This window comes from Microcoleus sp. F10-B2 (assembly GCF_036704965.1).
Classification (GTDB): Bacteria; Cyanobacteriota; Cyanobacteriia; order Cyanobacteriales; family Microcoleaceae; genus Microcoleus.
The window spans coordinates 86,809-99,785 of sequence record NZ_JAUBTB010000016.1 but is presented as its reverse complement, the minus strand read 5'-3'; the positions used below and the strand labels follow the sequence as shown (position 1 = coordinate 99,785).

Here is a 12,977-nt window from a genome sequence, read left to right as displayed (position 1 = left end):
GTCGCTCATGTTTCTGTGTCAAAAAAGCTTTATGATGTGATATTACCACGAACTGTTACTATTTTGGAGATGTCTAATTAATACGTGTAATTATTTTTGTTACTTTTTGTTAACTATCTTTTCCCGAAAAAGTAAAGGATTGAAACAAGTAGAACTAACTGACGAGTCAGGGGATGTGGAAAAAGGGGTAAAACTAGGGACAGTGAAATATGGCGGTAGAGCCCTGGGTAAGTCAGACCAATTACAACTGTTCTTGAGTTGATAAAGTATGCCCGAAAAGGATCTGTCGCGCAAGTCCACAGATTTTCTTAGTAATTCGATGCTGATGAGGCTTTATTTCGCTAAGTTTCCGAAGCCCTCGCCTTCACATAAGCCCATCTATTCGATCGATTCTTAGCTATTCACATCACATATCGAGCCGTATCCTCACGAAATCACGGTAGTTTATGAAGAAATGCTACCACATCAGTTTTTGTGCTTTTTACGGGCAGGCAATCCAGGGACAAGGAAAATCATGATGACCAGATTGTCAATTTGTAGCTTTGTCTAATTGTTCTTAGTGGTCGCTTAGGAATCACTGGCAATGACAGTTTTATGGAATATAAAATGCTTTTCGTTGGTTGTAAGTATGAAATACAATTAATGGACTAAAAGCTACTTAAATGCTATTAACGTACTGCTTCGCTTTTGGGCGATGATGTTTTTTCTCCATAACTATGACTATCTCTCATCAATCACATCTAAATCTAATGAGCAAAATAGCCAAAATAATTAAAAATCACATCGAATGGTTTAAGGAACCGAAGGACTGCTTTTTCTACTACGGCAGCAACTGGTGTCTGGGTTGGGCGATGGCGCTACGCGCCCCGCAAGCTACGGTAAAATTGAACTTCCGATCGCTCCTCAATGTTTCTATCTGTTGACACTCCCCTGCCTAAAGGCGAGGGGATTCTTGGATCAGCCAGTCGATTTGCTCGTTGATGTCGCCACCAGCGAGTAGAGATCGGTCTGTCCCCCAGCGTGAATTCCGGTGTGTCCCACCGTATTTAAATTGATTCCTGCTTGCTTCAAGCCCTTTACCAGGATGTTTTTCGCGGCGTTATGGTCGCGATCTAGTAGCGTACCGCAACCACAAATATGAGTTCGAGTTGACAGAGTTTTCTTGACTAAATTGCCACAATTTGAACAATCCTGGGAAGTGTACTGAGGTGGAACAGCAATTACGGTTTTGCTGTACACTTTCCCAAAATATTCTAACCATTGAGCAAACAGTGACCACGCTGCATCGCTAATTGATTTAGCAAGCTTGTGGTTTTTGACCATGTTCCGCACCTGAAGTTCTTCGTAGGCTACGAAATCGTTAGATTTCACCGCGCACAACGCCGTCTTAATGGCGAAGTCTTTACGCTGCCGACTAACCTTTAGGTGCTTTCTTCCTAACTTGTTGATCGCTTTTTTCCGGTTTTTGGAACCTTTCTTTTTCCGAGAAACTCGCTTCTGCAATCTCTTCAAAGCTTTTTCACTTTTTCTGAGATATCGAGGATTAGGAACTGTTTCACCGTCGCTGTCAGTATAGAAGTGGTTTAACCCGACATCTATAGCAATCCTAAATGATTTTCTCTGTGTAAGTATATAGACTTATTTTGGGGAAATCAAATTTATGTTCGTTAGTAAAAAACTCAAACAAAAACTTGACAATTTTAAAAGACCTACATAAATACCAATACTTTCTTAAAAAGTTTTTAGCTTGTAACCAAATATCTTCAACTGGATTCTGTTGGGGGGCATTGGGGGCAAATAAAATACAAGTAATTGACCAGTTATCAGGTTCTTTATCACCATTTAGTTCTAATAAAAAGTCTTTAAATTCTCCATATTTATGGTAACTAGCTCCATCCCAAATCAAGATAATTTTGCGATTTTTATATTTATTTTGTAAGTATTTTATGAATTTAACTGTTGATTTTCCATCACCAGACGGATGGCTTTGAACGTGGAATTCTTTGCTTTGATAATTGAGGGCACCAAAATAAGTTTGTCTATCTTTTTCATTGGTAATTGGGACTTCAATTCGGATTTGGGATTGACCCCAAACATAACCCGTCAGATCACCATGAAGTAGATGACATTCATCTAAAAACAATACTATTATTTCCCCAGACTCTATACCAGCCTTGTTTTTAAATAAAATATCATTAATTTCTTCCGTCTTTTTTTTTACCAGTTCTTTATCAAATTTAGGATTGGTCTTTTGAGTTTTTTTCCAACTAATTTTTGCCCGGTTGAAAAGTTCATAGTAACTCTGTTTTGATTTATATATCACACCAAATTCTCCATCTAAATAAGTAACCAGCTCATCTAAATTACAATATTCTTTATTCTTTAACCACTCGATTACTTCAGTATTTTGTCGAGCTGTTAAATACCCTTTTGACCCTTTATGCCCTAGTTTGATTCCGGCGATGCCTTTGGTTTTAAATTGTTTTTTCCAATAACCAATAAAAAAATTACTTACACCTAAAATATTGCTGATTTCATGGTAGATATTACCTGAGAGCGCCATCCTTACAGCTATTGCTCGTTTTAGTTCTCTGGCATCGATATCACTTTTAATGAAAGATTCTAATTGGGCTATTTCTTTTTCCATATCTTTTTGTGAAAGTTGTAAGTTATTCATTTTTTTTGTCAGAATTAAGTATTGCATATAATTGTACCATAATCATGATAATGATTTAGGATTGCTATATGCCAATAAACTTACCAGTAGAAATGGGTTCCTCTTTTCGTTCAACGTTGATGCAGAATTGGGCGTAGTATCCGTCGGCACGACGCACTACTCTAATTCGCTTAATCTCATCGGGTGCATAGAAATGCAAATCCCGACTACCAATTAACTTGAATTTCCCAGCAGCAAAGCCATCCTTAAATGTTAGACATCTTTTGTCGCTAGAAAGCGCCCAGCCGGATTGTTTGTACTCAACGGAACGAGTGTGCTTCTTGAACTGTGGATATCCCTTTTTTCCTGGCTTCTTGGCTTTGCAATTGGCAAAGAAACGCTGGATAGCAAAAATGGCACGTTCCGCCGAAGCTTGACGTGCCGTCGAGTTAAGCTTGCCTGCCCATTCAAACTCTTTCGCCATAACGGCGCATTGTTTGTACAGGTCTACCAACTTAATCCCTTGATTGTCTACCCAATTTCTAAGAGTTTTATTTCGGACAAATTGAGCCGTCCGAATCATGTCGTCGATGATTCGATATTGCTCCGCTTTGCCCTTCACTTTAAACTCTAAAACTATCATTGGAATAGTTTATCACTTTTGCTAAAACTTTTACTTAGAAGTCTGTATCTTTAACAAATTTTCACACTCCTCGTAATTAAAGCCGTCCTATGACGGGGCTTTAGACCCAATTTCTTGGTAAGAGATGCTTCCGGTGACTGTCATTGGCTTCCTGCTAACAAAGCTTCTTGTCGTGGGGAAGGTCAAAGTCATCTGTTTGACAGTAGTTATATGGTCAATTCCTTTGATTGGCTTAAAATCAAGAAATTCCAGCCTATCTCCTGAAATTTTATGCACTTTCTCGCCACTAATAGCGTTGCACCAGTTCGCTAGTGGTTTTTCTTATCCTCAAGTTGGTTGTGTGTTTCGCTTACTATTTTGTTGACCCGCTACAGAAAATGGTCAAATTGTTTTCTTAGGTGAGAAAAACAGTGAGAAATGGGTAAGGAATTTTGAAAATACCTAGTTTTTTGATACTCAAAAGAGTGCAAATACTAAAACAACAGTTTTAAACACTAATTCTGTAGCTTGTTTGTTTTTTGCTGATTATATATTTGTTATTGCCGTTTCCTGGTCAGAATTCATTAGTTAATTTTAATTTTTGTTCCTATTTTATTGTAAACAAAAGTCAAATTTTTGCCGTTAAAAAGAGAAATAAAATTGATATGATATACTAAAAAAATAATTTATTGATCGATACCAAACTCGATTACCACCATGACAATAACAGCAGGATTCGCAACAAAGATGCTGCGGGCAACACTCGCTGACTACAACTTTTGGCCCCAATCTGAAAGCGATTCACCGCTTTCAATTAAAAGAGCTAAACTGCCATTGGATGAAGCAGCAATCCTCAGCAGAGATGCTTCAATGCGGAGAGCTGCAATCAAGGCGATGAATCCCCTCGCTCCTAGTTACAAAGCTCCGGCGACACGACGCATTGAATACAAAACTTTAGATGAGCTGTTTCAACCTTTGATCAGAAACTCTTTGACAGAGTTAGTAGGGATGGCAACCCAAAGTTTGGCGATGGAAGAGCCTGTTTTACCAGAGACAGTATTTAGCATTTTGATGCCGATCGAACAGGTTGAATATCTAACTGAGCTTTACCAAACATTCACTCAGTTGCAAAATACTAAAGTCATCATGGTTCACGACGATGACGGTGACAACACAAGCCCTGATGCTTACACAACTCTGATGATTGCTGGAGAATCAGTGGAATCAGAAGTTATCCTGGCTCAGGCTCTGCTGATTCAAACCTGATAAGCGCCAAAGTTCTTTCTCTATCTTGTTTTTAATCTCTTCTCTGGTATTGACTACAGAGAAGAGATTAATTCTCATGTATTCACAAATTAAATAAATAATCATGGCAATTAGAATCACCGCCCCAAATCAGCCAAGTATTCAAGTAAACTCTTTGCCTTATTCCTTACCTGTTACTGCGATCGCAGACAGTAACACAAATACTGACGTTCGATTTAAACTAAACGGTACAGTTGTCGGCACAGACGCCACAGCAACCAATGTCGGCACGACGGCTGCGCCTCAATATCAATTTGGGATGAGTATTACAATTAATACTGCGGGGAATCATTTAATTGAAGTTGAGGATATTACTGGAACAGCTCCTGTCACAGTTCGATCGACAGCTCAAGTAAATTTTGAAGTAAAACTAAACACTCCAACAATTGCACTTCGAGCTCCTGTTCTATTTTCAGGGCAAACTGTAGTAGTTGCTGATGTCGCATATCCGCCAACTAACTCTTTTGTCCGTTTCAGTCTTAACGGCACAATTATTAAAGAATCTCCTTGGATTCCTTACGAAACCGTCATCACACAAAATGGAACTCTACGCGCTGATTTGATGGTTGGCACAAGTGTTCTTGCTACCGCTTCTCGTGAGGTTTCTCTTATTCCTCCAGAGCCGGCAATCGTTGGGCCACAAGGTTCGATCGGCTTAACCGGCCCGGCTGGCCCGATCGGACCTCAAGGCGTTCCCGGCGAAAAAGGCGATCGCGGTGATGTTGGTCAGCCTGGAACTCCCGGCGCAACAGGCGCAACAGGTGCAACTGGTAATCCTGGCGCTCAAGGGATTCAGGGAATTCAGGGGAATCCCGGCGCGACTGGTGCGGATGGTATGCCCGGTGCAGCAGGTACACCCGGTGCTATCGGCCCGGCTGGTGCTACCGGCCCGCAGGGTATTAAAGGTGATCCAGGAAATCCCGGCACTCCCGGTGAACCCGGTACAGCAGGTGCGATCGGGCCGACTGGTGAAACAGGAGCACCAGGTCAGAAAGGCGATCAAGGAATTGCCGGTGCTGCTGGCGCGACTGGTGCGATCGGTCCGATCGGCCCGAAAGGTGATCAAGGAAATCCCGGTGTTGATGGCTCCGCAGGTTCTCCCGGTGTAGCCGGTGAAAAAGGCGAACCAGGCAGTCAAGGAATTCAAGGCATTCAAGGTTTGACGGGCCCGGCTGGTAGTCCAGGGCCTCAAGGAAATCCAGGCATTCAAGGTGAACCGGGCGAACGTGGTTTACCGGGAACTCCCGGTGCAACTGGTGCTGAAGGTTTACAGGGTCAGCCTGGGATTGCCGGTCCGCAAGGTGACAAAGGCGATATTGGCAATCCAGGAATGCAAGGCGTTCCCGGTGAAAAAGGCGATCGAGGCGATCAAGGTCTAGTTGGCGCTACTGGTTCTCAAGGAAATCCAGGCTTAACCGGCCCACAAGGCAGTCCCGGAATAAAAGGCGATCGTGGCGATCAAGGAATTCCCGGTGATATGGGCGCAACCGGCCCGGCAGGTTTAACCGGCCCGCAAGGCGCTCCCGGCATAAAAGGCGATCGAGGTGATCAAGGCATTCCCGGCACGGTCGGCCCGACTGGTGATCAAGGTTTAACCGGCCCACAGGGTGCTAAAGGCGATCGTGGTGATCAAGGTTTAGTTGGTGAAGCTGGCGCAACGGGCCCGATCGGTTTAACCGGCCCTCAAGGTTCTAAAGGTGATCGGGGCGATCAAGGTATCGCTGGCGATCTCGGCCCTGTTGGTCCGATCGGTTTAACCGGCCCGCAAGGTTCTAAAGGCGATCGTGGCGATCAAGGAATTCCAGGCGACATGGGCGCGACGGGTCCGATCGGTTTGACAGGCCCGCAAGGTCAAAAAGGCGATCGAGGTGATCAAGGAATTGCTGGCGATATGGGCGCTACTGGCGCTACTGGCCCGATCGGCTTAACCGGCCCCGCAGGTCAAAAAGGCGATCGCGGTGATCAAGGAATTCCCGGCGAAATGGGTTCGCAAGGTTTGCAAGGTAATCCCGGCACTCCCGGCGAACGTGGAGAGCAAGGTATTCAAGGCACACCGGGTAATATCGGCCCGACTGGTCAAATGGGGCCGGCTGGTGCAACTGGGCCACAAGGTGGAACAGGGCCACAAGGTGGAACTGGGCCACAAGGTCCTCAAGGGCGACCCGGCTTGATTTGGCGCGGAAACTGGAGCCCAACATTCCAATACGCCATGTTTGATGCTGTTGCCTACAACGGAAGCAGTTATATTGCCACCGGCCCGAGTTTGAATAATCCACCGCCGTCGATCTTCTGGACTTTGGGAGCTAAACAAGGCGATCAAGGTTTGCAAGGACTTCCGGGAGCTAAAGGTGACACAGGAGCGAGCGGCCCAACTGGTTCAACTGGCGCTCAAGGAATTCAAGGTGCAACTGGTTCCGCTGGAGTACAAGGGCCTCAAGGTTTGAAAGGTGATACTGGTTCAGCAGGTGCAACTGGAGCTACTGGTGCAACTGGTGCGATCGGTGCAACTGGAGCGCAAGGAAATCCAGGTGTCGCTGGTGCAACAGGTGCGATCGGTCCTAAAGGTGATGTTGGGGCGACTGGTGCGACTGGTGCGACTGGTGCTCAGGGAATCAAAGGTGATACTGGAGCGCAAGGAATTCCCGGCGCTGCGGGTGCAACTGGTGCTAGAGGTGAAGCCGGAGCTACTGGTGCAACTGGCGCAGCGGGAGCCACTGGTGCTCAGGGTGTTGCGGGCCCGAAAGGTGATACTGGTGCAGCGGGCGCTCAAGGAATTCAAGGCGTTGCTGGACCAACTGGACCAACTGGAGCTACAGGAGCTACGGGTGCAACTGGCGCTACGGGTGCAACTGGACCAGCAGGAATTGTTTGGTCAGCACCAATTTCTTTGCCTTTATCGTGGAACGTAACAGGCAATGTAACCTATCAAACCTGTGGCAAATTAGTTCGAGTTAACGTAGATGTGCTTATCCAATACGCCAACATTTCCGGCATGATTATCTGTGGAAATATGCCAGCTACTGTCTTTAACACCTGGTTCCATTCCACAGCACTGATTTTCAAGCCTGACTTAACAATTGCTGCTACTGGTCAATGGGGATTGATGAGATTCCAACCAAATAACCGAGAGATTGCTCTTATGTTTGACAAAATCGTGAACGAACAAATCCGATGCGTCAGCAATTTCATCATGGCGGTTAACTAATTTCTGAGTTCTGTAGTTTCATAGCTCTGTTTTCTGATAAAGCAGGGCTGTGAAGCTAAGACTATTGAATTACCACAAAAATTAAAATGCTTCCACAATTACCAAACACTTACAGTCCAGCAAAGGAATATCCTACAGGTTTCTGGTTTAGCAGTCCTAAGCTCAACGGAATTAGGTGTGTTTATCACAGATTTGGTGCAATAAAGGGATTAAGAAGCCAGACTTTGACTACGCGATTCGTTGGACTCGATCGCCTTGAGTTAACTTGTCAAGCTATCTGTGATGCTAATAATTTGTCATTTATGGATGGTGAGTTGTTCATCCCCGGCAAAACACTTGATGAACTTACATTGCTGGTGCGCGATCGAACAAACTATGACCTTGGTGAAAAGTTGGCTGTTCAGTTTAGAGTTTCTGCTGTTGTTGAAACAACAAACCCTAATCTGACAGGTCATCAAATGATTGCTTTGATGCGACAAAACATCCCTGCAACGGGAATGGTAAGCCATATACCTCAAGAATTGATTCGCAGTACACCCCTCGGAGTTCTTGATGAATATACGAAGATAGTGAATTCTGGTATTTCTGATGAAATATTTCTAAGAAATCCTGATTCAGTTTATTCAGAAGTGCGATCGGACAACTTTTTGAAGGTGAAGGGTATAACAAGCGGAATCTTTACTGTTATTGGATTTACTCAAAATCCTGTAGTAAATTTCGTAAGTTATATGTTAGTTGAAGGCATGGTGAATGGAGTTAATAAAATTACTCGTGTTTACGGCTTAAACGATGAAGAGGAACAGGATCTCTGGATGAATAGAGATTCCTATATGGGTAAACAAGTCCAAATCGTTTATATGGGGCTAAGTGCTACAGGGAATTTACGAACCCCTGCTTTGGGTCGATTCGTTTAAGGAGAAAGTTTGAATGATGTTGCCACAATTAGCCAATACTTACAGCCCAACAAAAAACTATGGGGTAACAGAATTGTTTAGCAGCCCTAAACTAGATGGAGTCCGCTGCTTATATGAAAATATGACCAGTGGATTGAGAAGTCGATCGGGCTTGACTCGATATTCAGGAATGACTGAGATTGAGGAAATATGCGAAAGTATCCGATCGACTAATAATTTATCTTTTATAGACGGTGAGTTGTACATCCCGGGAACTCTTTTTGATGTTATATCAGGAATAGTCCGCAGCAGAAAAACTGTAGAATCTGTAGTAGCAAATAAACAAAAAGTTCAGTTCCGCATCTTTGCGATTGGGTTCAATCAATTCCCGACAATGGAGACAGTTCATGAAGTAGATCAGGTCAAGCAAATTTTCCCGGCAATGGGGAAAGTTAGCTACGTCCCTCAGAAATTGATTGAAAATAATCCTTTGGTAATCCAAACTGAAGCTGAATTGGTCAAAAGTTCTGGACTCTCAGATGAAGGGATAATGCTGCGGAATCCGAACTCTATTTACTCCGGGGTTCGATCGAACAATCTCCTAAAAGTGAAAAACTTTGTAAAGAACAACTTTACGGTGGTTGGGTTTACCAAAGGTAGTGGCAAATATGCAAAGTCTCTGGGTAACTTACTGATTCGGGGAATGATTAACGATCAAATCATCAATAGTCGAGTGGGGACAGGATTTACTGACTTGGAGCGATCGACAATATTTGCCAACCAAGCTGATTATTTAGGCAGAACGCTGGAAGTGGTTTATCTTGGCGTGACTGCTACAGGCTCTCTACGGCATCCAGTATTTTCGGGATTTTTCAGAAATTACTAAATAAAATAGAGCAAGAAAAAAGCTTGAGTAGTGTACATCTACTCAAGCTTTTTTCTGTCTGGTTCAAAACTATTTGACGATTCCTACCAGTTCCGGCACTTTCCCCGCTAATTTCCAGCCTGTGCTAGGCGAGTAAACCGGGGTGCTAGCGTTAACTCCCCAGCCTGCTAGTTCACTTGTTGGTACTTCAACGAAGGAACTGTCAGGAGCTTTGATTTGCCAGGTTTGCTCAGGATGACTCAAGGTTTTTTGCGCTAGCAAGTCGGCTGGAATAGGAGGAGGTTGAATGCCTGCAACAGGAGGAACAGGAGCGACAGATTGAGCAGTAGATTCAGCAGCAGGTGCAAGCTGTGGTTGGCTTGGATCAGGCTGAACTAAAGTCAAAAAGGATTTGCTGAAAGTCAACTTAGGTCTGCGAGAAGCTTTAAAAGTGATAGCTTCTCCAGTCCGAGGGTTGCGTCCTTGACGTTCAGGTCGATCGGTAGCTTTTAAAATTCCTAACCCTTCCAATGGTAGTTTTTCACCATTGCGGAGAGTGAGTGACATGAAGGCTACTGCTGAATCCCATACCGCGTTAACGGTACTTTCAGCGAATCCAGTTGAAGCTTTTACGTGGTCAGTTAAGGCAGACATGACTAATGCTAACTAATGAATATTTTAATTATGCACTAGGAAATGATTAATTGGGTGGTAAACCAAAATCTTCAGGCTTATAAAGACCTGCTGGGAAGTGACCTTCTAAGAAATCGATCTGTTCTTGAGTCAGCGTTCGATTATAGAGCCGGACTGTTTTCGTGGTAATTCTGCCAGTTTCGTCCATAATTTTGCTGTTGGTGTAACAGCGCATTTCCCGAGTTTCGCCGATCGCAACCTTACTTTGGTACTCTTTCGGTATCCATCCAAGAGGGAAGTATCCGATATTTTTGGTACTTTCAGGAAAGCTCATATCAACGCCAAGTTCCATCCGCGCTGCGACTTGTCCCGCAGCAGGCTTCATTCGTTGGACAATGCGAATCAAAACGTTTTGCCCTTTCCATTCACCTCTGCTCCACACATTGGGTTCTTGCTTGTGAACGTTATAGACGTTGAAATAAGGCAAAGTATCAGGATTTTCTCGCAGTTCCGTCAAAATCTCCTCCCTAAATAAATTGAACACCAGCGCTCCGGTGCTACTTTCGGATGCTCCGGTATGAACTGCTCTCCAGTAAGCTGCTGCCCAGCTTTTTTCGGTATAAGCTTGACCGCTATCATCTGCGAACTGTTCCAGTGCAGAATCTCTGAGAGCTTGGTATTTTGCTGACACCTCACGGATTTTGGTAGTGTCGCCATCATTTTGAGTTTTCCATGCGATCGCAGGCCCCATCTCAGTTGCATATCCCTTGCGCTGCTCAAAAGCAAAATCCATTTGCTCTTGACTAACTTCAACCCCTACAAAAAGTGCATTCTCAAAGGAGTTGATGTTGATGTTAGTTTCCAATTGAGCGGGTCGCCAGTAGGTGTTAACAACTCTGACCAGCCGGGAAATAGTATCGATCGCATCGTCGGCAACGGCACAGGGTCGGGTTAGGTAAACTGCATCCTCTTTAAAATCTTTGAGCCAGGGGATTTTCCCGGCATCTCCTAGACCATTGAGATATTCGGTAACAGCTTGCAAACCCTTGTCATTATTGGGATATGCCGACTTCAATGAGTCAACCGCGATTTGGAGTTCCTGACTGAGAAAATCAATAATTGTCATTTCTTTTGCAGCAGTCTGCATTCTCCCTGGCGGGATGTTGAGGACTATATTTTCAGCTCCCGCACCCCGCGCCCGACCCAGAAGTGAAGCCACAATCCCGGTGCTGTCATTCATGCTGTTAACGGCGACTTCTTGGAGAGTTCCAGGCAATGCCATTTTCGGAAGTTTATCGACAGACGGCGGGGTTGAAAAAGCTTTGATCGCATCTCGAATGGCGGGATATTGATGAGCTGCGATGAGTTGAACAAAGTCCCCATCAAAGTCTCTGCCCAAACCAAGCATGAGTTTTGTTGAGGCTGCCATCAGACCTGAATTTTTGGCTTGGGCATAGGTTCCCTCATGGCGGTTGATCCAAAGTTGACAGTCGCCCCAGTGGCGCATGGGGTTACAAAATACGATGTACGGGCCCACTTTTGAGCTAGGAGCCATGTTAGGTGCACAGAAAACTTTTTCGGTAAAAGTAGTTATGCCATCCTTTGTACTTTCGTACTTTTGAAAATACTCGTCAGGCTGCGACATCAGCGACCAGAAACGAACTCCGGCTGCTTTAGCTAAGTTGAGCCAAACGGCGCGAAGTCTTTCAGCTACTTTCCCGGTGATATAGGGATGCAGTAATAGCCTGCCTTTTAAATCATATTTGATGATTTCCATTGCTGTGTTGACATATTCAGCTTCTGATTGAATTGAGTCGCCCTGTTCCTGTTCCTGTTCTGCTTCTACTTGATGAATTCGTAACTCAGTAGCCAAGGCTTGAATTGAATTACTAGCTGCTGCTAACTTTTCACATTTGGCTCGAAGTCGAGTAATAATTTCATCTTGTTCAAGCGTTTCAAACTTAAACCATTGAAATAGCATCCATCCTGCTTTTGCTGTCCGTTGTTCCGCTTCAAATACTAATCCACAGAGTAATTTATCTGTGTAGTTTCCGAGTGCGGGTTTGTTGCCCTTTAGTGAACTCCAAGGGATGACCAAATCATAGCCAGAATCATCTAACTGGGGATTGTAGGCGATCGTCCCTTTGGCTACCCATTTTTTTAATGCTGCTATCCGAAACTGAATAGGAATATCAGCATCAATTTCATCAGGATTAAATTCAACTGTTCCCGCATTCAGCAATTGCATGAATTCTCTGGAACCTTTTGCGTGACTATCTCCGCTGTTCCAATGCCGTTTATTTGTGGGATCATCTTGCGGATTGCCACTAGCATCTCTGGCTGTGTCATCAACAATTACATAATTGAATTCTCGCCCAATTAAATGCTTACATCCAGTGTGAAGAATACTCCCGTAAATTATCCGTTTCCATTGTTCTGTTGCTAGAGTTCCATAATAATCTTTCCCGATCGGAGCCAAATTAAATGTAAACCTACCGTGATTGCGGGAGTTGCTAGCTAAATCCAGTTGATATCGATCGGTTTTATCGACTAAAAATGGATTCAGCAATGCAGCATTTTTTGTATTTTCTGGAATTTCACCAATACAAAATCTATCTTTCCCAATGTCTTTATGCAACCCTGAAAGCAGAGTATTTTGCAAAGTTACTTTGGGAGCATTTGACCATTGTTTTGCACTGCAATCCCATACAGACAAAATAGCAGTAGTTGCTATTTTTGCCACTGTTTCGTCTGCACCGTACCAGTCGTATTTGAGATCGTATATTGTGGGCATCTGA

Annotated in this window: 9 protein-coding genes and 1 pseudogene; 5 read left to right on the top strand and 5 right to left on the bottom strand. The window is 44.0% G+C overall.

Features of this window, described 5'->3' with window-relative positions; genetic code table 11:
• Positions 1 to 749: 749 nt before the first annotated feature.
• Positions 750 to 923, top strand: coding sequence for a hypothetical protein (locus QUA99_RS09060; RefSeq protein WP_333235646.1), 174 nt, complete (start codon positions 750 to 752; stop codon positions 921 to 923).
• A gap of 34 nt (positions 924 to 957) precedes the next feature.
• Here the strand turns inward: QUA99_RS09060 and QUA99_RS09055 are convergent.
• The 3 genes and pseudogenes from QUA99_RS09055 to QUA99_RS09045 all read right to left on the bottom strand — a co-directional run.
• Positions 958 to 1,605, bottom strand: a pseudogene (locus QUA99_RS09055) (RNA-guided endonuclease InsQ/TnpB family protein); the annotation flags it as partial.
• A 1-nt stretch (position 1,606) separates the two neighbouring features.
• Positions 1,607 to 2,677, bottom strand: coding sequence for an IS630 family transposase (locus QUA99_RS09050; protein ID WP_333235647.1), 1,071 nt, complete (start codon positions 2,675 to 2,677; stop codon positions 1,607 to 1,609).
• A 64-nt stretch (positions 2,678 to 2,741) separates the two neighbouring features.
• The gene (locus QUA99_RS09045; protein ID WP_445250994.1) at positions 2,742 to 3,299 is read right to left on the bottom strand and encodes an RNA-guided endonuclease InsQ/TnpB family protein; all 558 of its coding nucleotides are present in this window, start codon (positions 3,297 to 3,299) and stop codon (positions 2,742 to 2,744) included.
• A 696-nt stretch (positions 3,300 to 3,995) separates the two neighbouring features.
• Between QUA99_RS09045 and QUA99_RS09040 the strand changes: the two genes are divergently transcribed.
• The 4 genes from QUA99_RS09040 (at position 3,996) to QUA99_RS09025 (ending at position 9,567) form a co-directional block, all read left to right on the top strand.
• On the top strand, positions 3,996 to 4,544 hold the full coding sequence (locus QUA99_RS09040; protein ID WP_333235648.1) for a hypothetical protein: 549 nt from the start codon (positions 3,996 to 3,998) through the stop codon (positions 4,542 to 4,544).
• A 103-nt stretch (positions 4,545 to 4,647) separates the two neighbouring features.
• Complete coding sequence (locus QUA99_RS09035) at positions 4,648 to 7,788, top strand: hypothetical protein (protein ID WP_333235649.1); 3,141 nt, start codon at positions 4,648 to 4,650, stop codon at positions 7,786 to 7,788.
• A gap of 86 nt (positions 7,789 to 7,874) precedes the next feature.
• Entirely contained in the window at positions 7,875 to 8,702 is an 828-nt protein-coding gene (locus QUA99_RS09030; protein WP_333235650.1) for a hypothetical protein, read from the top strand.
• 13 nt (positions 8,703 to 8,715) lie between these two features.
• Positions 8,716 to 9,567: an ATP-dependent DNA ligase gene (locus QUA99_RS09025; RefSeq protein WP_333235651.1), complete on the top strand. Its 852-nt coding sequence runs from the start codon at positions 8,716 to 8,718 to the stop codon at positions 9,565 to 9,567.
• Positions 9,568 to 9,636: 69 nt separating this feature from the next.
• On the opposite strand, the gene QUA99_RS09020 is transcribed toward QUA99_RS09025, so the two are convergent.
• Positions 9,637 to 10,200, bottom strand: coding sequence for an HU family DNA-binding protein (locus tag QUA99_RS09020; protein ID WP_333235652.1), 564 nt, complete (start codon positions 10,198 to 10,200; stop codon positions 9,637 to 9,639).
• Positions 10,201 to 10,246: 46 nt separating this feature from the next.
• Positions 10,247 to 12,973: a hypothetical protein gene (locus QUA99_RS09015; RefSeq protein WP_333235653.1), complete on the bottom strand. Its 2,727-nt coding sequence runs from the start codon at positions 12,971 to 12,973 to the stop codon at positions 10,247 to 10,249.
• Positions 12,974 to 12,977: the final 4 nt, after the last annotated feature.